General features: G+C 44.7%; 22 protein-coding genes and 1 tRNA gene. 16 read left to right on the top strand and 7 right to left on the bottom strand.

What is annotated here, in order from left to right:
* The first annotated feature begins 212 nt into the window (after positions 1 to 212).
* Positions 213 to 1,187: a 6-phosphofructokinase gene (gene pfkA, locus FEM55_RS08045; protein WP_138280826.1), complete on the top strand. Its 975-nt coding sequence runs from the start codon at positions 213 to 215 to the stop codon at positions 1,185 to 1,187.
* A gap of 3 nt (positions 1,188 to 1,190) precedes the next feature.
* Here pfkA and FEM55_RS08040 read toward each other — a convergent pair whose 3' ends face one another.
* Positions 1,191 to 1,964, bottom strand: coding sequence for a YdcF family protein (locus FEM55_RS08040; protein ID WP_138280825.1), 774 nt, complete (start codon positions 1,962 to 1,964; stop codon positions 1,191 to 1,193).
* 97 nt (positions 1,965 to 2,061) lie between these two features.
* Here FEM55_RS08040 and FEM55_RS08035 point away from each other — a divergent pair, with 97 nt between their 5' ends.
* Positions 2,062 to 3,477: a TlpA family protein disulfide reductase gene (locus tag FEM55_RS08035; RefSeq protein WP_229209149.1), complete on the top strand. Its 1,416-nt coding sequence runs from the start codon at positions 2,062 to 2,064 to the stop codon at positions 3,475 to 3,477.
* Positions 3,478 to 3,481: 4 nt separating this feature from the next.
* On the opposite strand, the gene FEM55_RS08030 is transcribed toward FEM55_RS08035, so the two are convergent.
* Positions 3,482 to 4,585, bottom strand: a complete 1,104-nt coding sequence (locus tag FEM55_RS08030; protein WP_138280824.1) for a lactonase family protein — start codon at positions 4,583 to 4,585, stop codon at positions 3,482 to 3,484.
* Between the two features lie 335 nt (positions 4,586 to 4,920).
* Between FEM55_RS08030 and FEM55_RS08025 the strand changes: the two genes are divergently transcribed.
* Genes FEM55_RS08025 through FEM55_RS08020 form a run of 3 tightly spaced genes read left to right on the top strand, consistent with a single transcriptional unit; the run spans position 4,921 to position 7,599 of the window.
* Complete coding sequence (locus FEM55_RS08025; protein ID WP_138281635.1) at positions 4,921 to 5,259, top strand: tRNA-binding protein; 339 nt, start codon at positions 4,921 to 4,923, stop codon at positions 5,257 to 5,259.
* 56 nt (positions 5,260 to 5,315) lie between these two features.
* Entirely contained in the window at positions 5,316 to 5,468 is a 153-nt protein-coding gene (locus FEM55_RS25510) for an MJ0042-type zinc finger domain-containing protein (protein ID WP_510185824.1), read from the top strand.
* Positions 5,404 to 7,599 carry a heavy metal translocating P-type ATPase gene (locus tag FEM55_RS08020; protein WP_510185823.1) on the top strand — a complete coding sequence of 732 codons (2,196 nt, stop codon included), beginning with the start codon at positions 5,404 to 5,406 and terminating at the stop codon, positions 7,597 to 7,599. Before FEM55_RS25510 ends, FEM55_RS08020 begins: the two co-directional genes overlap by 65 nt.
* Before the next feature lie 2 nt (positions 7,600 to 7,601).
* On the opposite strand, the gene FEM55_RS08015 is transcribed toward FEM55_RS08020, so the two are convergent.
* Positions 7,602 to 7,997 (bottom strand): type II toxin-antitoxin system VapC family toxin, encoded by a 396-nt coding sequence (locus FEM55_RS08015; RefSeq protein ID WP_138280822.1) that lies wholly within the window; start codon positions 7,995 to 7,997, stop codon positions 7,602 to 7,604.
* Positions 7,997 to 8,218 (bottom strand): DUF2281 domain-containing protein, encoded by a 222-nt coding sequence (locus tag FEM55_RS08010; RefSeq protein ID WP_138280821.1) that lies wholly within the window; start codon positions 8,216 to 8,218, stop codon positions 7,997 to 7,999. The genes FEM55_RS08015 and FEM55_RS08010 overlap by 1 nt, the downstream gene beginning before the upstream one ends.
* Positions 8,219 to 8,443: 225 nt before the next feature.
* Between FEM55_RS08010 and FEM55_RS08005 the strand changes: the two genes are divergently transcribed.
* The 8 genes from FEM55_RS08005 to FEM55_RS07970 all read left to right on the top strand — a co-directional run bounded on the left by FEM55_RS08005 (position 8,444) and on the right by FEM55_RS07970 (position 15,157).
* Entirely contained in the window at positions 8,444 to 8,653 is a 210-nt protein-coding gene (locus FEM55_RS08005) for a heavy-metal-associated domain-containing protein (RefSeq protein WP_138280820.1), read from the top strand.
* Between the two features lie 180 nt (positions 8,654 to 8,833).
* A complete protein-coding gene (locus FEM55_RS08000; RefSeq protein ID WP_138280819.1) occupies positions 8,834 to 9,298 on the top strand; it encodes a hypothetical protein in 465 nt (154 codons plus the stop codon).
* Positions 9,299 to 9,388: 90 nt separating this feature from the next.
* Entirely contained in the window at positions 9,389 to 11,611 is a 2,223-nt protein-coding gene (locus tag FEM55_RS07995; protein ID WP_138280818.1) for a TonB-dependent receptor, read from the top strand.
* 47 nt (positions 11,612 to 11,658) lie between these two features.
* The gene (locus FEM55_RS07990; protein WP_138280817.1) at positions 11,659 to 12,231 is read left to right on the top strand and encodes a helix-turn-helix transcriptional regulator; all 573 of its coding nucleotides are present in this window, start codon (positions 11,659 to 11,661) and stop codon (positions 12,229 to 12,231) included.
* A 43-nt stretch (positions 12,232 to 12,274) separates the two neighbouring features.
* Positions 12,275 to 12,514, top strand: a complete 240-nt coding sequence (locus FEM55_RS07985) for a heavy metal-binding domain-containing protein (protein WP_138280816.1) — start codon at positions 12,275 to 12,277, stop codon at positions 12,512 to 12,514.
* Between the two features lie 106 nt (positions 12,515 to 12,620).
* Positions 12,621 to 12,962 (top strand): heavy-metal-associated domain-containing protein, encoded by a 342-nt coding sequence (locus FEM55_RS07980; protein ID WP_138280815.1) that lies wholly within the window; start codon positions 12,621 to 12,623, stop codon positions 12,960 to 12,962.
* A gap of 18 nt (positions 12,963 to 12,980) precedes the next feature.
* Positions 12,981 to 14,363: a TonB-dependent receptor gene (locus tag FEM55_RS07975; RefSeq protein ID WP_138280814.1), complete on the top strand. Its 1,383-nt coding sequence runs from the start codon at positions 12,981 to 12,983 to the stop codon at positions 14,361 to 14,363.
* Between the two features lie 50 nt (positions 14,364 to 14,413).
* Positions 14,414 to 15,157 (top strand): class I SAM-dependent methyltransferase, encoded by a 744-nt coding sequence (locus FEM55_RS07970; RefSeq protein ID WP_138280813.1) that lies wholly within the window; start codon positions 14,414 to 14,416, stop codon positions 15,155 to 15,157.
* 5 nt (positions 15,158 to 15,162) lie between these two features.
* Here FEM55_RS07970 and FEM55_RS07965 read toward each other — a convergent pair whose 3' ends face one another.
* Entirely contained in the window at positions 15,163 to 16,566 is a 1,404-nt protein-coding gene (locus FEM55_RS07965) for an MBL fold metallo-hydrolase (protein WP_138280812.1), read from the bottom strand.
* Positions 16,567 to 16,977: 411 nt separating this feature from the next.
* On the opposite strand from FEM55_RS07965, the gene hflX reads away from it, so the two are divergent.
* The 3 genes from hflX (at position 16,978) to FEM55_RS07950 (ending at position 19,943) form a co-directional block, all read left to right on the top strand.
* On the top strand, positions 16,978 to 18,213 hold the full coding sequence (hflX, locus tag FEM55_RS07960) for a GTPase HflX (RefSeq protein ID WP_138280811.1): 1,236 nt from the start codon (positions 16,978 to 16,980) through the stop codon (positions 18,211 to 18,213).
* A 137-nt stretch (positions 18,214 to 18,350) separates the two neighbouring features.
* Positions 18,351 to 18,422 (top strand) — tRNA-Arg (locus FEM55_RS07955).
* A 270-nt stretch (positions 18,423 to 18,692) separates the two neighbouring features.
* Positions 18,693 to 19,943, top strand: coding sequence for a L,D-transpeptidase family protein (locus FEM55_RS07950; protein ID WP_138280810.1), 1,251 nt, complete (start codon positions 18,693 to 18,695; stop codon positions 19,941 to 19,943).
* Here the strand turns inward: FEM55_RS07950 and FEM55_RS07945 are convergent.
* Positions 19,847 to 20,629 (bottom strand): murein L,D-transpeptidase catalytic domain family protein, encoded by a 783-nt coding sequence (locus FEM55_RS07945; protein WP_138280809.1) that lies wholly within the window; start codon positions 20,627 to 20,629, stop codon positions 19,847 to 19,849. The two genes, FEM55_RS07950 and FEM55_RS07945, sit on opposite strands and share 97 nt — an antisense overlap.
* A 241-nt stretch (positions 20,630 to 20,870) precedes the next feature.
* On the bottom strand, positions 20,871 to 21,728 hold the full coding sequence (locus FEM55_RS07940; RefSeq protein ID WP_138280808.1) for a prephenate dehydrogenase: 858 nt from the start codon (positions 21,726 to 21,728) through the stop codon (positions 20,871 to 20,873).
* Positions 21,729 to 21,734 lie beyond the last annotated feature (6 nt).

Here is a 21,734-nt window from a genome sequence, read left to right as displayed (position 1 = left end):
TTAACGTATGGTGTTTTTTAAATGACCGGCGCAAATATATAAGTTATGATATATGTTTGAGGTGTTAAATCTCAATCTTCTTGCCGTAATTTTTTCACAGAATTAAGAATTAGGACATATATAATAAGAAAATACCGGATAAATTTGCAGAAATTGTGCCTTTAAGGTTTAAAGGACCTGTACAGAGATCGATAGAAGTAACCCGTAATTAAATGAAAAGAATTGGTGTATTTACCTCAGGAGGAGATGCCCCTGGCATGAACGCCTGTATCAGGGCAGTAGTGCGCGGAGCGGTCTACCATGGTGTCGAAGTTTATGGAATAAGAAGAGGATATAGCGGAATGATTGCCGGCGATGTTTATAAAATGGAATCGTATTCGGTAAGTAATATAGTACAAAGAGGCGGAACGATCCTGAAATCCGCCAGGAGCAAGGAATTCATGACGCCTGAAGGAAGAAGACAGGCTTATGACAACCTGCTGGAACATGGCATTGAAGGACTGATCGCGATCGGAGGAAACGGAACGTTCACCGGGGCCATGATTTTTGGAAATGAATACGGCATTCCGACTGTTGGCGCGCCGGGGACAATCGACAACGATTTGTATGGAACCGATTACACGATCGGTTTTGACACCGCTGTTAATACGGCACTGGATGCCATTGACAGGATCAGAGATACGGCCAGTTCGCATGACCGTATATTCTTTATAGAAGTGATGGGCCGCGACTCGGGATACATTGCGGTTCAGTCCGGTATTGCCGGAGGCGCCGAGCTTGTAATGGTTCCCGAAGTACTGACGCCGATTTCCGAAGTGGTGGAAACGCTGAAGCAGGGATGGAGCCGTTCAAAATCTTCTTCCATCATTATTGTGGCCGAAGGTGACGAAGAAGGAAGCGCGCAGGAAGTTGCGGACAAGATCAAAGTTCAGGTGGATGAAAATGCAGATATCCGCGTAACAACGCTCGGACATACGCAGCGCGGAGGCCAGCCTTCGGCATACGACCGCATTCTGGCAAGTCGCCTCGGACTGGGTGCGGTGGAAGGATTGATCGGCGGTCAGAAGAACGTGATGGCCGGAATCGTTAACAATGATCTGGTTTATACGCCTTTCGAGGACACGATCCGCCTTCCGAAACCCATCAGCGAAGATCTGCTGAGAATGGTTAAAATACTGAGCGTATAAGGGTCAGCAGTAACCTGCAAGACTGTACACGATATAACCAACCCACTCGTGCCACAGCAGGCTGAAATACGCCAGGGCATCGGGATCCGGAATAACAGCACCTTTGAGCGTTACTCCGTAGTAATTTCCATAGAAGTCGGCCGGGAACAAATCTGCTTTTACACCCGCTTTTGCAAAGCACCCGGCCGACCGGCGCATGTGGAATGCGGAGGTTACTAATACATATTTTCCGGAAGCAAATTTTTCTTTGAGAATGCGGGCCGAGAACAATGCATTTTCACGCGTATTTCTTGCTTTCTCCTCGTAAAGTATGGCATGTGCCGGAACGCCCCATTTCACCAGCATTGCCGCCGCCTGCCGGGTTTCACCTTTGCCCGCTGCCATCACTGCTTCCGAACTTGTACCCGTAATGAGAATATTCCGGATTTTTCCCGCTTTGTAAAGCAGGAATGTCTGCAGAACCCGGTCCCCGTGCCTGCCCATCCATGCGTGGTCCTCGGCCGGATCATTGGAAGCAATCAGTCCGCCGGACAACAATATACCCGCGTCGTAAACCTGCTGAATGCTGCCGATGTTTAACGGCTTCGGTTCCCACCAGTTGAATGCCTTGTTCACAATGTACGAGTTGGAAATCAGCATCAAAAGGATAACCGTCAGCAAAACTGCCCGTTTTCTGCCCGTGTCTTTTTTTGTAAAAAGCGCATACAACAGCAGAAAAAAAGCAATGCTCAGCGGCATCACCAGAAAATCAACAGCTTTGGACAGAAAATAAAACATTTGGATAAGAAGCGGTCAGAAGTTATCGTTTTGAAGTTAATTTTATGATTTTTGTAAAACCTGAAACAAATAACAAAACAGTTTGTCAGCAAACAGCATGAACCTGATGAAATATTATACGCGCACAATCTTTTTTACACTGCTTTTAAGCGCCGCACTTTTCACTCCGGCATTCGCTCAGGGATATCATATCGAGGCAACCATCAGAGGCATAAAGGATTCTTCGCTGATCATTGGCCATTATAACCGCAGCAATACGCTGTTTGTACCCAAAGACACGGCCAGGGCCGATGCGAACGGCAAAATGGTATTTGAAGGAAAAACGGATCTTCCCGGCGGACTTTATGTCGTACTTTTTCCCGGAAATGCCCGCTGGATCGAACTCGTATATTCCGGAAAGGAAACCAGTTTCTCCTTTGAAACGGATACAACGGACATCATCGGACAAATGAAAATCACGGGTTCGGCCGAAAATGAACTGTTTTATGCTTATCAGAAAGAGCTAAAAAAAAGAACAAAGGAAATTGAATCGCTGAAAAATATCAAGACGGCCGATGCGCAGGCCGGCATTCGAACGGCACAGGAAAATTTCAGGAATTACCGCAGCAAGCTGATGAACGAGCATGGCAAAACATTTACGGCACAACTGCTACAAATGTCATCTGACCCGGAAGTTCCGGCTGCACCCAAATTACCGAACGGCAAAACCGACTCCGTCTGGGTTTTCAATTATTACAAAGCGCATTACTGGGATGCATTTGATTTTTCTGATCCGCGCATCCTGAACACGCCGTTTCTGGAACCGAAACTGGACCGTTATATCAAAAACCTTGTCGCCCAGACGCCGGATTCCCTGATTAAAGATGCCGATATGCTCGTCAAAAAAGCTTCTGCAAACAAGGACGTCAAATCTGTAGTTGTATTTTACATCACCAATCAGTACGAAAACCCGAAAACGGTCGGGACCGAAGCGGTATGGGTTCATATGGCCAATAAATATTATCTTTCCGGCGAAATGGGCGTTTCCGAAGAGGTACGAAAGCGCATTGCGGAAAAAGTAAATACGCTGAAAGACGTGCTCGTCAACAAACCGTTTCCGGCCTTGTCGCTGGTTGATCCTTCCGGCAAAAAGGTTAGTGTACAGGCCGTTCAGGCTAATTATACCGTGTTGTTTTTTTATTCTCCAACCTGCGGCCACTGCAAGGAAGCTTCTCCGTTGCTCAAAGCATTCTATGATAAAAACAAAGCCAATGGCGTCAAGGTCATGGCAATTTCAACAGAGCACAACATGGAAGAATGGAAATCTTTTGTGACTACATACCATCTGGAAGAACTGATCAACGGGTTTGATGCGCTGAACCAGATCGACTTTTACAGGAAATTCGATGTTGTTACAACGCCTACGATTTACATTCTGGATAAAAGCAAAAAGATCATTGCACGCAAAATGCCTGTGGAGCAGCTTGAAGATTTCCTGAATTATTATCAGAACAAAGTAGCACAAAAGCTGTAAGCCGTCACAGAAACGCCACGCATATAGGAAGTTTAACCGCAATACTTTCCTGACGGAACGTAAATTTCCCGGTGGAAGCATCCACATCGTACACAACCAGATTATCCGTTGACTGATTGGCAATAATCATAAATTTTCCGCTCGGGTCAATGTTGAAATCGCGCGGTGTGGCGATGGATTTTGTCTGCTGATCCACCATTTCCAGTTCTCCGTTTGAATTGATTTTAAATCCGGTAACGGAATTATGGCCCCGGTTGGAAACATATACAAACTTGCCGTTCGGATGCAGATGAATGGCGGAGCTCGTGTTCGTTCCTGAGAAATCGGCCGGGATGGTCGGGTAAGTTTTAACTGCTGCAATAACGCCGTCTTTGCCGATTGTGCACGACGTAAGCGTTGCATCCAGTTCATTAAGCAGGAACAGCGACTTGCCGGACGGATGTATAATCAGGTGTCTTGGCCCGGAACCCGGATTGGCGGTAAAAAATGGCTGCGCCGGATTAGGCTTCAGTTTTCCTGTTTTGGCATCGGCAACATAATTCATCACTTTGTCACTTCCCAGGTCTGTAACAAATACATATTTTCCGTCCGGACTTGCGGTTGCAAAATGCGCATGCGATTTTTCCTGTCTTTTGGTATTCGGCCCGGTTCCGGAATATTGTTCGGTGTAAACGGGCGGATTCACTTTCCCGTCGGGCTGTAAGGTGTAAGCAGTAAAACTTCCGCCCGTATAATTGGCAGCAAAAGCCATTTTGCCCGAAGGATGCACCGAAACATGGCAAGGGTTCATGCCTTCGGAAGACTGGCTGTTGAGGTAACTGAGCTTATGGTCCGCATCTATCGCAAATGCGGTGATTTTATTGTCGGCAGTAACTGCATAAAGGTTTTTCTTATTCGGAGAAACAGCCACGTAACCCGGGCCGGAGCTGTTGTTGAATGTATCAATCAATGTAACTTGTCCAGACGAAAGATTAAGCTCGCAAAGCGTAATGGACGAATTGGCACCTTTATCCTGCGTCCCGATGTAAAACGGAACAGTTTTATCCTGAAAAGAAAAACCTGCAAGTCCAAACAGCAGCAACGAAACAAATACAACCAGCTTTTTCATAAACATCGTTTTTGTTTAAATACATTCAACGTATGTAAAAGCAGGCGGGAACCGGAATTTAATGTTCATTTGGCTTTTGGCTGTTAGCGATTGGCTTTTGGCGATTAGCTTTTGGCGATTAAAATAAATGTTTGATCGAACAAAACTGCAAAACTGATAATCGGAGTTACTTAAAAAGCTTTTAACGATTAGATTTTTAACAATCAGGAAAGTAATTTTTTTTATAAATCGTAAATAACAAAAGCCTGTACCTTTAAAAACTAAAAGCTAAAAGCCAACAGCTAAAAGCTAAAAGCTAACAGCCAACAGCTACACATTAACCAACAATATAAATGATGAATACCATATCGTGGCAGGAATTTGAAAATGTGGATTTAAGAGCCGGAACAATCATCGCCGTGGAAGATTTCCCGAAAGCCAGAAAACCCGCGTTTAAACTTCACATTGACCTTGGGCCGGAAATCGGCATCAAAGCCAGTTCCGCACAAATTACGAAACGTTATACCAAAGAACAGTTGCTGGGAAAACAGGTATTGTGCGTGACCAATTTTCCGCCGAAACAGATCGCTGATTTCAGATCGGAAGTATTAACGACCGGTTTTATCCTGCCGGATGGAGAAGTAATTTTATCCAGCCCGGATTTTGAAGTTCCGAACGGCACAAAACTGGCCTGAACGCTGATTTCAGAATCCTGTAAATCACAGCCATAATTGTGTAAGCTCTTCCGGGTTTGCAATCCGTATCTTTGTATTATATAAAATGCAAGCGTTATGGATACGATTTCAGAATCTCAGAAAATAACACTTCCGGTAACCGGCATGTCGTGCGCTGCATGCGCTGTAAGCGTGGAATCCATGCTGAAAAGTACAAACGGCGTCGCTGATGCGGGTGTCAATTACGCCAATCAGTCGGTACAGATTGATTACGATCCCGGGATTGTGAACCTGCAGTCGCTCGACAACGTGCTTCAGGGAATCGGCTACGGGCTTATTGTTCAGGACGACGAGGAAGAAGCGGCTGCGGAGCAAGAGCAAATACAACACGCATATTATGAAAAGCTGAAAAAAAGCACAATCTGGACGGCCCTGTTAACGGTTCCGATTGTCGTCATCGGCATGTTTTTCATGGACGAATCCGGCAGTACATTTCCTTTTGGAAATTACATTATGATGGCCTTGACGATTCCGGTACTGGCTGTTTTTGGAAGAAATTTCTTTACCAATGCATGGAAACAGGCCCGTCATAAAAAAGCCAACATGGACACGCTCGTGGCACTAAGCACCGGAACTGCGTTTCTTTTCAGCTCGTTCAATACGCTTTATCCGGAATTCTGGCATGCACGCGGCCTGCACCCGCATGTTTATTTTGAAGCGGCGGCTGTCATTGTTTTCTTTATCCTTCTGGGCAAACTAATGGAAGAACGCGCCAAATCGAATACTTCGGATGCGCTGAAAAAACTGATCGGTCTGCAGCCGAAAACGGTCCGCGTTTACCGGAATAAAACAGAACTGGAAATTGCGGTAAAAGATGTTCTGCTGCATGATGAAATCATCATCCGCTCAGGAGAAAAAATTCCTGTGGATGGAAAAGTAATCAGCGGCAGTTCCTTAGTGGATGAAAGCCTGATGACCGGCGAACCGCTTCTGGCCGGGAAGAAAGCAGGCGATGCCGTTTTTGCAGGAACCGTTAATCAGAACGGAAGCTTTACGTTCATTGCAGAGAAAATCGGGAAGCAAACTGTTCTGGCTCAAATTATAAAAACGGTTCAGGAAGCGCAGGGAAGCAAGGCGCCGGTTCAGCGGCTGGTGGATAAAATAGCCGGCATTTTTGTTCCGGTAGTGATCGCAATTGCCGTACTGACTTTCGCTGCGTGGCTGTTCTTTGGCGGAGAAAATGCTGTTACACATGCATTGCTGGCGGCAGTTTCTGTTTTGGTTATCGCTTGTCCGTGTGCGCTGGGACTTGCTACGCCAACGGCCATAATGGTCGGCGTGGGAAAAGGTGCTGAAAACAACATGCTGATTAAAGATGCGGAAAGTCTGGAAAAAGCGTACAAAGTAGATGCCGTGGTTCTGGACAAAACCGGAACGCTTACGGAAGGCCGGCCAAAAGTAACGGACTGGAACTGGGCTATTGGAACAGAACAGCAATCCATGCATTTGGCAGCCGTACGTGCACTTGAAGCAAGATCCGAACATCCGCTTGCACAAGCCGTAACGCAGTATATTGAAGAAAAAACACAGGTCAAGGTACAGGACTTTCGGTCTGCAACGGGGAATGGCATCCAGGGAATTGTCAAGGATGTAAGGTATGTGATCGGAACTGCTTCTTACCTTGAAAATGAAGGAATTACGCTTGATCCTGAACTTGAAAAACAGGCTGCAAAACTTGCTTCGGAAGCCAAGACGGTCATTGCTGTCGCAGCCGGTAACCGCCAGATCGCGCTTGTCGCCATCGCTGACAAGCTGAAAGCTACTTCGCAGGAAGCAGTTGCAAAACTTCGGAAGCAAGGCATTGCCGTATACATGCTGACAGGCGACAACGCGCAAACCGCAGCCGCCGTAGCCAAAGAAGCAGGAATTCAGGCATACGAAGCCGAAGTGAAGCCGAATGACAAAATGGAATTTGTCGCCAAGCTGCAATCGCAAGGGAAAACGGTTGCGATGGTCGGTGACGGCATCAATGATTCGCAGGCACTTGCACAAGCTGACGTAAGCATTGCAATGGGAAAAGGATCGGACATTGCGATGGATGTTGCCAAAATGACGCTGATTACTTCGGATTTACTGGCTTTGCCAAAAGCGTTGAATTTGTCCAGAAAAACAGTCATTACAATCCGCCAGAATCTGTTCTGGGCGTTCATTTACAATTTGATAGGAATTCCCATAGCAGCAGGCATTCTATATCCGTTCAACGGCTTCCTGCTCGATCCGATGATCGCCGGCGCAGCCATGGCGTTAAGTTCGGTTTCGGTTGTGATGAACAGTTTGCGGCTTAAAAGTTTGAAGTTGTAGAGTTACCAAATGATATGAACTATATCCTTGTAGTAATTAAATTTATCATCTGCAGTAATTATATGCAGCTTTTCATTTAAAGCTGTCGCAATTAACAAACGGTCAAACGGATCACGATGATTTTCTACTAATGGAATTTTACTATAATCCGTTAAATGACATGTTGATATTTCTAAAATGCCAATATCATTTTTTCTTGTTGCTTCAATAAATTCCAATAATGGTTTGTCAGAAGGAAACTTACCAATTTGCATTTTTATAGCTATTTCAAAGAAATTGATATGACTAGCAAAAATTTCCTGATTGGTATTATCTATAATTTCTTTTGCACGTTCTGAAAGACGAACATCTCCTTCTAAATACCATACTAAGGAATGAGTATCTAGTAAAATACGCATTATAAATATTCATTCAGATCATCCAGAGGATCGTTGAAATCGTCCGGCAGCTTGACGCTTCCTTTCATGATTCCGAACTTACGCTTTGGCAAGGCAACGGATTTGTGTTCACTCGTTTCATCTTCCAGAACCGTGACGATTACATTTGCAAAAGATACTGGCAATGGCTCTTCAAGTGTAACTTTTCCGTTCCTGTACGTTCCTTTTACCGTTGTTAACATAATTCACCAATTTTGGCCTGATCAAAGTTAAGAAACATATAACAATAATATTGTGCTGTTTTATTGATATTGAGACGTGATTTAAGTAAAAAGTAACACTCTGTTTTAATCTTAAAACCAAAAACTCTGTAACACCGTTATATAATTCTGTAATAACCGGCACGGCATTTACGGCGATATTTGCAGGAAATAAATGTTCGCAGAAAATACAAGATTTTTAAAACCATGGAAACTTTAAAATTCAAGACCAATATCAAATGCGGCGGCTGCATTGCAACCGTAACACCATTTCTGAATGCGGACGAAGCGGTTCAGAACTGGGAAGTAGACCTGCAAAGCCCGGAACGCATCCTGAAAGTAGAAACTTCGCATTCCTCTCAGGAAATTCAGCAGCTTATAAAGAAGGCGGGCTATACGGCGGAAGAAATAGCCTGAAAATGGATGTGCGGCTTTTAGCTGATGACAATTGGCTTTTAGCTTTAAAAAACCGATATTTGATAAATAACTGATTTCAAAATTTGATTGTCATAACCGGTTCATAGGCAATTTCAAGAGTAACAACAGTTATTTCCTGAGTAAAGTAAAATGCTGAAAGCAAATCCCTAACAGCTGAAAATGAAAAACAATCTGCTCCGTTCTGTCACCATTGTAATGGCCTTTCTTGTTCTGCTGGGCAGCACGGGATTTGCCTTTATAGAGCATCATTGCATGATGCGTGGCAAATCAGTGCAGTTTGTCTCAGATAAAAAACCGGAATCCTGTAAACCGAAAGTAGTTTCTTCCTGCTGTGCAAAAAGCAAGCTTCTGAAAGAAGCCAAAGGCACTTTTTTCAAGAAAACCGGCTGTTGCAAGGAAAACCAGAAGTTTGAAAAACTGGACGTGTTTTCAGGTCAAACGCAGCTTTTTGCAAAATGGCTTAAGACTTTCCAGGATGGCATTTTCTGGAAATCGTATTCCTGTGCGTTTCTTCTGTCGGAATGGATTTTGCCGGACCTTGCAGAAGCAACGCCTCACCATTCCTTTTCTTCCCGGCTTCATGGGAAAAGTATGCGCTGTTTTATCCAGTCATTTCTGATTTGATACAACTGAAAATGAGTGTTTTCAAGCAGTTTATTGCCTTTTGGGCATGAATTGCATCTGATTTCGATTTTTCAGCAATTCAATTCAGTGATGATAAAATATATAACCGCAGGATTTCTGATCCTGACTTCCTCCTTTTCCCACGCACAGCGTATCCGCGGCACCGTTAATGAACAGGCCGGCAGCAAAGAACTCAGACCGGTAACCGGTGCAAATGTATATTGGTCCGGAACAACGCAGGCTACTGAAACAGACAGCAGCGGCAAGTTTGTAATCCCAAGATCCGCGTACTCGAATTTGCTTGTTGTCAGCTTTGTAGGCTTTCGCAATGATACCATTAAAATTGGCTCGGAAAGTGAACTGCAGATTGTCATGAAAAGTGACCAGACGCTGGATGAAGTTACTGTACGCGGCAATGCCACTTCCATAGACAGGCTTTCTCCGCATCAGACCGAAATCATTACAACCCGTGCGCTGGCAAAAGCGGCCTGCTGCAACTTATCCGAAAGCTTTGAAACCAACGCATCCGTTTCCGTTTCTTACAGCGATGCGGTAACGGGTTCAAAACAGATTCAGATGCTTGGTCTGAACGGTACTTACATTCAGACCAATATTGAAAATATTCCGGCCATACGCGGGCTGGCTTCCACTTTTGGCCTCAACTTTGTTCCCGGAACGTGGATTCAATCCATTGATGTGGGAAAAGGCGCAGGTTCCGTTGTGAACGGCTATGAATCCATGACGGGCCAGATCAATGTGGAACTCCAGAAGCCGGATTCGCGTGAAAAGCTTTACCTGAATACATATGTCAACAATTTCGGTCGTGCGGAAGTTAATTTAAACCTGGCTACGCAGTTGAACGATAAATGGAGCACTGCGCTGCTCACGCACGGCAGCACATTGAAAAACCGGTTTGATAAAAACAAGGACGGGTTTCTGGACCTGCCATTGTACACGCAGTATAATGCCCTAAACCGATGGAAATATCAGAGTGAGAAATTCATGGCGCAGTTCGGGATAAAAGCTTTGTATGAAGACCGGCTCGGCGGCCAGAACGACTTTCGCAAAGCAATGAAAGGAACCACTGAAGCATACGGATTCGGCGCAAAAGTGAACCGTTACGAGTTCTTTTCAAAACTTGCCCGGCTGTTTCCCGACAAACCATATAAAGGGCTTGGTTTCATTGTCAATGCTTCCATGCACGATTCAAAATCGTATTTCGGACTGAACAGTTATGACGGCAAACAGAAAACGCTGTACGGAAACCTGATTTATCAATCCATCATCGGGAATACAAACCATACGTACAAAGCCGGGTTGAGTTATCTGCTTGACAATTACAATGAACAGTACAACGACATTTTACGGATCAGAAACGAATCCGTTCCCGGCGCTTTCTTTGAGTATACTTACAACAGCCTGGACAAATTTGTGCTCGTAGCCGGCGCACGTGCTGATTTCCATAATCTGTACGGAACACAATGGACGCCCCGGCTGCATCTGAAATACAGCCTCACCGATCAGACTACGCTGCGTGCCTCGGCTGGAAAAGGTTTCCGCGTTTCCAATCCGCTTGCCGAATATTACGGAAATCTGGTGAGCTCGCGTACGGTTGTTTTCAGGGAGAGCATCCGGCCGGAAGTTTCCTGGAACTACGGCGCAAGCGTTACGCAGGATTTTGAACTGGGCAGCATGAAAGGAAATTTTATCATGGATTTCTACAGAACCGATTTCAGGAACCAGTTGGTCGCAGATATGGAAAATCCGGAATATATCCGCTTTTACAATCTGGAAGGAAAGGCTTATGCAAACAGTTTTCAGGCCGAGGCCAATCTTACGCCGGTCAAAAGGTTTGAGCTGAAACTGGCTTACCGCCTGTTTGACGTAAAGCAAACGATCCGAAATGTTTACGATGAAAACGTGATTTTGCCCAGAATGATGGTCAGCCGCGACAGAGTACTTTTCAATGCGGGTTATGCATTGCCTTACGACAAATGGAAATTTGATGCGACGCTGCAATGGAACGGCAAAAGACGGATTCCGTATATGGGCGAACTGGCGGATCATCATATGCCGGCAAATCCGGTTTCTACCATGTCGCCTTCTTTTTATAATCTGAATGCGCAGATAACGCGTACTTTCCCGAAATGGGATATTTATCTGGGCGGAGAAAACCTGACCAATTTCAGGCAAAAAAACCCGATCATGAATGCAAGTGAGCCGTTTTCACAACATTTTGATGCCGGAATGGCGTGGGGTCCGGTTGTTGGACGAATGATTTATGCAGGAATTCGTTATAAGATTGTCCGGTAAGAAAAAGAAAATTCAGGCGGAAAAATGAACATAAACCGAATGGAACGATGAAGCTGCATATAAAAAATATGGTTTGTGACCGCTGCAAACGGGTAGTGCGCGATGAACTGGAAAAACAGGGCATTGTTCTGGAATCGGTGGAATTAGGAGAAGTTGAAACAAAAACTGAAATTGATCCAGAAAAACTGAAACAGATCAAAGATATGCTGGAAACCAATGGCTTTGAACTTCTCGACGACCGCAAAACCGCTTTGGCCGAACATATCAAAACACTGATTATAGAGGAAGTACAGAACCTGAAAGGAAACAAACCGGCTGCCATGAATTTTTCAGATTATCTGTCGGAAAAAATCGGTTACGACTATTCCTATCTCAGCAATCTGTTTTCATCCGAAACCGGCCAGACGATCGAACAATATATCATTGCGCAGAAAGTGGAGAAAATAAAAGAATGGCTTTCCTATAATGAACTTACGCTCAGTGAAATGGCATGGCGGCTTTCATACAGTAGCACGGCGCATCTGAGCAACCAGTTCAAGAAAGTGACAGGCCTTACGCCGGGGGAATTCAAAAAAAGCGCCTTGCCCCGAAAAGCACTGGACAAAGTAGGCGGCCATTAAAATCAGAATTGCTATTTAAAACATCATCAAAACCTTAGTCATTATGAACAAAGCCATCTTTGCATCCTTTATCTTCCTTTTTGCAGCCTGTAATTCCGGTAACGACAAAGCAGAAAAGGATGCCTATACGGAAACCAAAGTGTCCGCTGCCGGATCGTACGCCTGTCCGATGCATTGCGAAGGGGAAAAAACCTATACAGAAGCCGGCAAATGTCCTGTCTGTAAAATGGATCTTCAGGAAATTGCCATGGCAGGAACCGACAGTACAGATCATAATCATTAAGTTTTATGGAGCTGTTAGCTGTTAGCTGTTAGCCATTAGCTTTTAGCTTTTAGCTTTTGGAAATGTGTTTTTAGTAAAAATAAATCAGTTATAACCATTCAGAATCATGAAAAAGGCCATTTTGAATATACTCGCCGCTTTACTCGTCACCATGAACCTTGCTTTTGCGGATGGTGACAAGGAAATTAAAATAAAAACTTCTGCCATATGCGAAATGTGCAAGGCTCGTCTGGAACGCAATCTCGGTCTTTCCAAAGGTGTGAAGGAAGCGAACCTGAATTTAACAGACAAAGTAATTACCGTAAAATACAATCCTGACAAGACGACGCCGGAAGCAATTAAAGCGACGATCAACAATACAGGCTACGATGCGGACCTACAGCCTGCCAATCAGAAAGCGCACGACAAACTGCCAAGCTGCTGCCGTAAAACTGCTGCTCCGCACTGATAAAATCAATACTTCATCATGAAACGAAACCATTCCATATCCCTCCTACTGGCAGCCACGCTGATGGTTGCTCTGCCTGTTCTTGCGCAGCATGAACACCATCAGGAACCCGCCAAAGACACGACCAATCACGCCATGCATGACATGAGAAAAATGGATCATCATGAAGGCATGGAACACGGCGGCGCACAGATGACGCACAATTTTTCGCTGAGCCTGCCGATGAACCGTAACGGATCGGGAACGGGCTGGCAACCGGATGCAACGCCGATGTATGCTTATATGAAACATGCAAATAAATGGAATTACATGCTGCACGCCAGCATTTTTCTGCGGTATACGGGTCAGAATATAAATAATAAAAACCGGAACGGTTCGCAATCAAAGTTCAGCGCTCCGAACTGGTTTATGGGAATGGCGCAGCGGCAGGTTGGTAAAAATGGTTTGCTCAGTCTGCGCGGAATGGTTTCACTGGACCGGATCACAGACGGAGGCGCGGGCTATCCGTTGCTTTTTCAGTCCGGCGAAAGCTGGAAAGGGTCGCCGCTGGTGAACAGCCAGCATCCGCACGACCTCATTTCCGAACTTTCCGTAGCTTACACGCAGCGCATCAATGACAAAGTGGACTTAACGATTTATGCCGGCTATCCCGGCGAACCGGCTTTGGGCCCGACTGCATTTATGCACCGGATGTCTGCTTTCAATAATCCGGATGCTGTTCTGGGCCATCATTGGCAGGACGCGACGCATATTACATTCGGCGTGGTGACGGCTGGCGTACGTTACGGAAAGTTCAAGCTCGAAGGTTCTTCTTTCACCGGACGCGAACCGGATGAAAACCGGTTTGATTTTGACAAACCAAAATTCGATTCATACAGTTACAGATTACTTTTCAACCCGTCGGCAAACTGGGCATTGCAGGCAAGCCAGGCTTACATTAATAGTCCCGAAATGCTGAGCCCTGACGAAAATGTAAAACGGACAACGGCTTCCGTACAACATTCGGCCGGTTTGAACGGGAACAACAAATGGATTTCCTCTACATTGGTTTGGGGACTGAACAATGCCGGCGATCATCACAAGGAACATTCCGTATTGCTGGAATCCAACTTGCAACTGGATAAATGGGCTGTTTACGGACGTTATGAATGGGTTCAGAAAAGCAGTCACGAGCTTGATCTTGTATGGTATGATGAAATTCCGAAAGAAGCTTTCCCGGTTTCCTTGTTTTCCGTTGGTATAAACCGGCAGCTGGCTTCATTCCGGAATACGCTTGTGCAGGCCGGCGGGCAGGTCGGGGTTTACGCTATTGACAAATATCTGCAGCCTGCGTATGGCAAAAATCCTGTGTCTGCACAGGTCTATCTCCGCCTTACGCCCGGACTTATGCAAATGAAATAATGATTAAACTGAAAGCTTTTTGCTAGTTTTGCCCCTTAAACGACTCCATTTTGGCCTGGTACCATACTTATTTTAAAGGACTTCCGCAGCGCGCCTGGAAACTGCATCAGGATGAGGAATATACAGAATACGAAGTGGATTTTCTTCGTGACGTACTGGAAATCAAGCCGGACAGCCAAGTGCTGGACGTCCTTTCGGGATACGGGCGCCATGCATTGCCGCTTTCGGAAGACGGCTGTGAACTGACCTGCATCGATATTTCCCCTGAATACTGCAACGAACTTCAGGCAGTTGTAAAAAAAAGGAATCTGCCCATTCAGGTCGTTTGTACGGACATTCTGGAATATGAATTTCCAAACGGTTTTTACGACTCTGCTTATTGTTTCGGTAACAGTTTCAGCTTTTTTCCACGGGCTGAAATGCAGTTGTTCATTTCAAAAACAGCACATGCAATAAAAACCGGCGGCCACTTTGCAGTGCATACGGAAAACCTGGCTGAAAGTATCCTGCCCAATTTCCAGACACGGAACTGGATGCCTGTAAAAGACGATATCATTTATCTCGCGGAAAATGAATACCGCCCGGAACTCGGCTGCATTGAAGCAGAACAGACTTTCATTTCAGGAAAAGAAAAAATAACACATACGGTACGTCAGCATATTTACACACTTTCAGAACTTACATTTATGTTTGAAAATGCCGGTCTGCAAGTGGTCGGAACATTCGGGAACCTGGAAGCAGATCCTTTTGTACTCGGCGACGAACAACTTTATATGGTTGCACGCAAACTATAGAGCTTTTACACGCCGATTTCCGGACCTTTAACCACTGCAACGTTGGTTTTGGTCAATGCGCCGTAGCCGCCTTCGATATTGACAATATGATCAAAGCCTCTGGATTTCAGAATGGAAGCTGCGATCATGGAACGGTAGCCGCCGGCGCAGTGCACGTAAAGCGTTTTGTCTTTTGGAAAACCGGACATCAGATCGTTTAAATTATCCAACGGCACATTCTGCGCATCTTTTACATGCCCGGAATTAAATTCATCCGGTTTCCTGACGTCAATAATTTCCAGCTGACCTGCCAGCAGATGATCGGCAAATTCACCGGCTACCATATTTTGTACCGAATCGATTTCTTTACCTGATTTTATCCAGCTTTGAAATCCGCCGTCCAGATATCCGATGGTATGGTCATAACCTACTCTTGCAAGCCGTGTAACAACTTCTTCCTCTTTTCCAGGCTCGGTTACAATCAGCAGGTTTTGCTTCAGATCCGGAACCAGCGCACCGACCCAGGGCGCAAAGCCGCCATCAAGTCCGATGTTGATTGAATTGGGAATAAACCCTATTGCAAACTCCGCCGCATTCCGTGTATCCAGAATCAACGCACCCGTAAGATTGGCCAGTTTCTCAAAATCCACTGCCGACAAGGCACGGCTTCCCCGTTCAAGCACGTCGTCAATGCTTTCGTAGCCTTCACGGTTCAGCTTTACGTTTTCAGGAAAATATTGCGGCGGTTCAGGCAAATTGGCAGTCACTTCATGAATAAATTCTTCTTTTGTCATATTCGCCCGCAAAGCATAATTAAACCTTTTCTGGTTTCCGAGACGATCCGAAGTTTCCTTGCTCATGTTTTTACCGCAGGCTGAACCTGCGCCATGTGCCGGATAAACAATGACCTCATCGGGCAAAGTCATGATTTTGGAACGCAGACTGTCATAAAGCATTCCGGCAAGATCATTCATGGTCAGATCGCCTTTTTGCGCCAGATCCGGCCGGCCTACATCTCCGATAAACAGCGTGTCTCCGCTGAAAAGCGCCGTTGGCGTACCGTCTTTATCAAACAACAGGTAACAGCTGGATTCCAGCGTATGCCCGGGTGTATGCAGCACTTTGATCGTCACTTCACCAAGCTGAAACAGTTCTTCATCTTTTGCAATCTGCGATTTGAAACCTGTTTTTGCATTCGGGCCGTAAATAATGGCTGCGCCGGTTTTTTCGGCAAGATCGATATGGCCGGAAACAAAGTCGGCATGAAAGTGCGTTTCAAAAACATACTTTATTTTTGCACCCAGTTTTTCAGCTTTCTGGATATATGGTTCCACTTCCCGCAAAGGGTCAATGACGGCTGCTTCGCCGTTGGAAACTATAAAATAGGCACCCTGCGCAAGGCATCCGGTATAAATCTGTTCTATTTTCATGAAGGGCAATCGACAAAGTAATAAAGGTTAAACCCGCGAAAACCCGTTTTTGTTTCTTAAATGAAATTCTGCTGTTTGTTGAAATTCTGCAAGGCGACCGTTATGGACGGGAACGATTATGATAGTCCGCGTTGGCATAAATCGGTATGGATCAGTTAAATCATACAAAAGTGGCTGCAAACAATTATTTGATTGCACATTAAAAAAAACCTTCGAATTTGCAGTTAAACGGCATTTTCAAAGGATGAATATTAATTATAAAAATGGATTTATTAACTTATAATTATTGTTTTACTAATTGAGGCCATTGAACTTTTGCAAACGGTACGCCGTTGCATCGCTACGTCTTCCGCTCTGTATTTGTACTATTTAACTGAAAAAGCGGTAGTTTTAAAAATAAAATAATTTTGCATGATCGATAAGAAGAAATCGTACTCAACAGCTGTCAAGCAGGAAACTGCTGTGCTTGTGGCTGTCAGTACACAAAAACAACCTGTTGAAAAAACAAAAGAATACCTGGAAGAACTTGCTTTTCTGGCATCTACATTAGGCGTTGAAACCGTTAAGACATTTACTCAGAACCTGGAAAGAGCAGATATCCGCACTTATACCGGCAAGGGGAAACTGGAAGAAATACTAACGTTCGTAACGGCCAACCCGGTGGATATGATCATTTATGACGATGATCTGACGCCATCCCAGGTGCGTAATCTGGAAGCTGTTTTTAAAGATATCAAAGTCATTGACCGGAGCTTGCTCATTCTGGATATTTTTGCCATGCGTGCACAAACTGCGCAGGCGAAATTGCAGGTCGAACTTGCTCAATACCAATATATGTATCCGCGTCTGACCCGTATGTGGACGCACTTAAGCCGCCAGTCGGGTGTCGGTGTCGGAATGCGTGGTCCGGGTGAAACGGAATTGGAAACGGATAGAAGGATTGTAAAAGACCGGATTGCTTTTCTGAAAGAAAAACTTGAAAAAGTAGACCGCCAGAGCACAACCCGGCGCAAGGAAAGAGACCGGCTTGTACGTGTTGCGATTGTAGGTTATACCAACGTGGGAAAATCAACATTAATGCGCGGACTTTCCAAAGCGGATGTCTTTGCGGAAAACAAGTTGTTTGCAACCGTTGATTCCACTGTCCGGAAAGTGAATATGGAAAATATTCCTTTTCTGCTGACGGATACAGTCGGTTTTATACGCAAGTTGCCGACAACACTTATTGAATCTTTTAAATCCACGCTGGACGAGGTTCGGGAAGCTGATATTCTGATGCATGTTGTGGACATTTCACATGTTTCTTTTGAGGAGCATCTGGATGTTGTCAATAAAACGCTGGAAGAAATTGGCGCTTCAAACAAGCCAACTATTCTGGTTTTTAATAAAATCGACCTTTATAAACCTTCCTACAATGATGAAGAGGCGGAAGATGAAGTTGTGACGTCGAATGAAAGCGTTCTGGATCAGCTAAAAAGAAGTTACGTTGCCGACAAAGCAGAACATGTTGTGTTTATTTCAGCTGAGAAAAAGGAAAATATCGATGAACTTAAGAATGTGCTGTTCAGTATGGTGAAAGAAAAACACTTCTCCATTTACCCGAACTGGCTTGATCTGGGCTACACGGCCGTTGAAACACAGGAATAATCATTTGTTATTTAAAGTCTTTTTCCGCAATTTTGCGCCCTGATTACAAGACAATGCCTCTTGATCTGAACTTCTGTTATGATCAAGAGGCGGATTCTTTTAAATACGTAAGAGAAGTTAACTTTAAGAAACAACAGGACTGCGTAGTTCAACGGATAGAATAGGAGTTTCCTAAACTCTAGATATGGGTTCGATTCCCGTCGCGGTCACAAAGCCAGGCATTTTTGTCTGGCTTTTTTATTGCTGTACTTTTGGTAGAAGGAGCAACTACCTTTTAAATGCTACTTACTTTATTACTAATTCAGATATCAGTACTTGTTACGAAATTTCCCCAAAATACAACAGCATGCGCATGGAGGCCAATTATCTAAATGGCCTTTATAACAGCAGTAAAGTACTTTAATGCAATTTTTATAAACCTGGAAAACCTTAGCACAACAATTGTATAAGTAACGATCAGAACAAACCTGACTTTTACAATGCGAATTCTGTCTGGCTTAGGCCGTAGTAAATATTTCCCGCTGGTTATCGTATTTACATTGGTTGTTTTTCAATCCTGTAAAAAAGGCCCTGCGGAAATGTCCAGAGAGGAACTGGAAAAAGAATTAAGCAATTCGGAAACCTATGAAGCAATCCTGACCTTCGCGAACAATGCCGGGATTAAAACAGACAAATTTTCCTCCAATGGTGAAAAAGCGCCTGTTTTCAAACTGCTTGAAGAAGTTGCGTATGGCCATAAGCCACCGCTCAAATACACGGAAAAAGTGGTAAAAGCGGATACGACTGAACTCCGCAAGGTAGCTGAGGAAATTGCAGACGGCCAGTCAATGGACAAAATGCTGACCAAACTGGAACCGGTTTTTCCTGTTTACCATAATTTGAAAGTGCATTATACGCGTCTGATCAAGGAAAACAAATCAGACAGTGCGGCAATAGTCGCCAAGTCGCTGAATGCTTACCGCTGGATAAAACGCCAGTCCAAGGGCGCTCCGAGATTTGTAATGGTGAATATTCGTGGCGCATACCTCACTGCAATGGATTCGGCCGGACAAAATGTGCTGAGCATGCGGACGGTAGTTGGCAAAAATGATACGCAGACACCAACAATCGATACGTATGCAACCAGCATTGTAACACACCCTTACTGGAACGTTCCCAAAAGTATCGCAATAAAGGAAATGTTTCCGAAGGCCATGAACGACCCAGAGTATCTTTCCAGAAACCGGATTGAGATTATTGACAACAAAGGTCAGGTTGTTGACCCCGAAGATATAAAATGGGACGAGTTGACGGCTGAAAAATTCCCGTACCGCTTTCGCCAGGAAACCGGCGGAGATAATTCACTGGGATTATTAAAAGTTGAAATCAAAAATCCGCTGGCTATTTACCTACACGATACCAATGCAAGATATTTGTTCAATTCCAATCAGCGGTGGAGAAGTCATGGCTGTGTACGCGTCCAGCGCCCGACTGATCTTGCCAATTATATGGCCGGCGACAAAATTCTGGACAATGATTTCATGACTGAACCGGACACGACTTCTGTACCGCCGAAATGGCATAAACTGAAAGCCCGGGTTCCTGTATTCCTATTATATCTGGGTGCAGACTGCAATGAAAAAGGCCAGCTTCTTTATTTTCCCGATGTATATAAATTGGAAGCTTCTTCCAGAACGGAATTATCTTTTTCTGATGACAAACCGGCAAGGAGCGGTGAAGTTTTGAAATAATTCTGATCTGCTGAATAAATAAAAAGGCCCGCCCCGTTGTACATCATGTTGATCAGTGTTTTGGAATCGGCAATGGAAACAGCGGGGCAGCCCAGACTCCGGCCCAGCCTTCCGGTATTCTTGATGAAATCTTCGCTTACGTAGTCCGCGCCGTGCATGACAATCGCTCTTTCCAGTGCGCGGTCATTAATTCCTTTTTCCACACCTTCCAGCCGAAGCGAAAGACCGTGTTTTCCTTGATAGGTCCCTAAGGTTTTGTAAAAACCAAGGCTGGACTGAAAAGATGAGTTATTATTAGAAAATCTTTCGGCAAACTCCTGACCTGAATTCCGGCCATGCGCAACATACGTATTAAGAAGTACTTTCTTCTTGATCAGATCAATAACGTAAAGTCTTTTGTTGCGCGAAGACTGACTGAAATCGGCAATGGCGAGTACCGGATTATGCAGGTTCATTTTTTGAAAACCCATCCATGCATAGTAGAATGCCGCTTTGCAAAGACCTTGTTCTTTTAATCCCAGCGAATCGTAAAGCGTTGCCCATTGCGGTTGCAGAATGGAATCCTGTTTTACGGATGATGAAGATTCGTTAGGAGAAATTTCAGAAAACGGATTGATCTGACGGATTCCCAATGTAACGCTTAGCGCCACCATTACTGCTGCAAATACTGCGTGAGCTTTTGTCATTTTAAATATTTTAATGCGGAAATTATTAAGATCTATTTAAAAGGAAAAGTCTGACAAATTCGATCGGATATGATTGCTATTTTGACTAAAAATCGGCTTGGGGTTAAATACTTCGCAAGTCCAAAGTAAACAGCGGCTACAACAAATTTGGTTCCTGTCAAGAAAAGGCTACGTCTGAAAACACATATTTTACAAAGACAACTTGCTTTCAGACAGAGTCTTACAACTCACCGGAACAGTATTACTTTTTCTCAATACCCGCCAGAATACGACCGATATCATTTGCACGGTTCATGAAATTAAGGCTTGTTTCCAGGTCTTTGTTATCAATGGCATCCTTGAATTTTTTCAATAGCTCAATGTAATCGCCGAGTGCCTTGGAAACGTTGATTTTATTCTGGTCAAAAATCGGCGCCCACATTTGCGGCGAACTTTTAGCCAGACGAACCGTGGAAGAAAAACCGGTGCTCGCCATATCGAAAATGGCCTTTTCGTCCTGTTCTTTATCCAGAACGGTCAATCCGAGTGCAAAGGAACTGATATGGCTCAGATGCGAAACATAAGCCAGGTGCAGATCATGTTCAACAGGCGTCATATAATGGATCTTCATACCGGTATCACGTAAAAAAGTTTCAACCAGAACCAATGAATCCGGGCTGCTTTTTTCCTTGTCGCAAATGATGACGTTTTTGTTCGGCAGCAATTCCTTGAACGCAGCTCCCGGACCCGAATTTTCGGTTCCTGCCATCGGATGTACGGCTACAAACTGGCGGCGTTTGGGATGTAAATCGGCCAGCCTGCAGATCAATTCCTTCGTTGAACCCAGATCCATGATCGTACGGTCATCCGGAATACGGTCCAGCATGTAAGGAAGCAGCTTGTTAATGGCATCCACAGGCGTAGCCAGCACATTAAGTTCTGATATCTGAAGAGCTTCGTCCAGGCTTACTATTTCATCCACAATGCCTTTTGCCAGCGCAATTTTCTGGTTGACAACGGACGTATCGACGCCGACAAATTTTATATTGGGATATTTTTCCCGCAGGCTCAAAGCAAACGACCCGCCAAGCAATCCGATCCCGACAATACTGATTATCATTTTTCG

Origin of the sequence: Dyadobacter sediminis (genome assembly GCF_005860765.1) — a bacterium.
Classification (GTDB): Bacteria; Bacteroidota; Bacteroidia; order Cytophagales; family Spirosomataceae; genus Dyadobacter; species Dyadobacter sediminis.
The sequence above is the reverse complement of the archived record's forward strand: the minus strand, read 5'-3'. Positions and strand labels throughout refer to the sequence as shown.

Bases quoted from the DNA above. Each gene is read 5' to 3' on its own strand.
- pfkA (WP_138280826.1), top strand. From the start codon at position 213: ATGAAAAGAATTGGTGTATTTACCTCAGGAGGAGATGCCCCTGGCATG.
- FEM55_RS08040 (WP_138280825.1), bottom strand. From the start codon at position 1,964: ATGTTTTATTTTCTGTCCAAAGCTGTTGATTTTCTGGTGATGCCGCTG.
- FEM55_RS08035 (WP_229209149.1), top strand. From the start codon at position 2,062: ATGAACCTGATGAAATATTATACGCGCACAATCTTTTTTACACTGCTT.
- FEM55_RS08030 (WP_138280824.1), bottom strand. From the start codon at position 4,585: ATGAAAAAGCTGGTTGTATTTGTTTCGTTGCTGCTGTTTGGACTTGCA.
- FEM55_RS08025 (WP_138281635.1), top strand. From the start codon at position 4,921: ATGAATACCATATCGTGGCAGGAATTTGAAAATGTGGATTTAAGAGCC.
- FEM55_RS08020 (WP_510185823.1), top strand. From the start codon at position 5,404: ATGTCGTGCGCTGCATGCGCTGTAAGCGTGGAATCCATGCTGAAAAGT.
- FEM55_RS08015 (WP_138280822.1), bottom strand. From the start codon at position 7,997: ATGCGTATTTTACTAGATACTCATTCCTTAGTATGGTATTTAGAAGGA.
- FEM55_RS08010 (WP_138280821.1), bottom strand. From the start codon at position 8,218: ATGTTAACAACGGTAAAAGGAACGTACAGGAACGGAAAAGTTACACTT.
- FEM55_RS08005 (WP_138280820.1), top strand. From the start codon at position 8,444: ATGGAAACTTTAAAATTCAAGACCAATATCAAATGCGGCGGCTGCATT.
- FEM55_RS08000 (WP_138280819.1), top strand. From the start codon at position 8,834: ATGAAAAACAATCTGCTCCGTTCTGTCACCATTGTAATGGCCTTTCTT.
- FEM55_RS07995 (WP_138280818.1), top strand. From the start codon at position 9,389: ATGATAAAATATATAACCGCAGGATTTCTGATCCTGACTTCCTCCTTT.
- FEM55_RS07990 (WP_138280817.1), top strand. From the start codon at position 11,659: ATGAAGCTGCATATAAAAAATATGGTTTGTGACCGCTGCAAACGGGTA.
- FEM55_RS07985 (WP_138280816.1), top strand. From the start codon at position 12,275: ATGAACAAAGCCATCTTTGCATCCTTTATCTTCCTTTTTGCAGCCTGT.
- FEM55_RS07980 (WP_138280815.1), top strand. From the start codon at position 12,621: ATGAAAAAGGCCATTTTGAATATACTCGCCGCTTTACTCGTCACCATG.
- FEM55_RS07975 (WP_138280814.1), top strand. From the start codon at position 12,981: ATGAAACGAAACCATTCCATATCCCTCCTACTGGCAGCCACGCTGATG.
- FEM55_RS07965 (WP_138280812.1), bottom strand. From the start codon at position 16,566: ATGAAAATAGAACAGATTTATACCGGATGCCTTGCGCAGGGTGCCTAT.
- hflX (WP_138280811.1), top strand. From the start codon at position 16,978: ATGATCGATAAGAAGAAATCGTACTCAACAGCTGTCAAGCAGGAAACT.
- FEM55_RS07950 (WP_138280810.1), top strand. From the start codon at position 18,693: ATGCGAATTCTGTCTGGCTTAGGCCGTAGTAAATATTTCCCGCTGGTT.
- FEM55_RS07945 (WP_138280809.1), bottom strand. From the start codon at position 20,629: ATGACAAAAGCTCACGCAGTATTTGCAGCAGTAATGGTGGCGCTAAGC.
- FEM55_RS07940 (WP_138280808.1), bottom strand. From the start codon at position 21,728: ATGATAATCAGTATTGTCGGGATCGGATTGCTTGGCGGGTCGTTTGCT.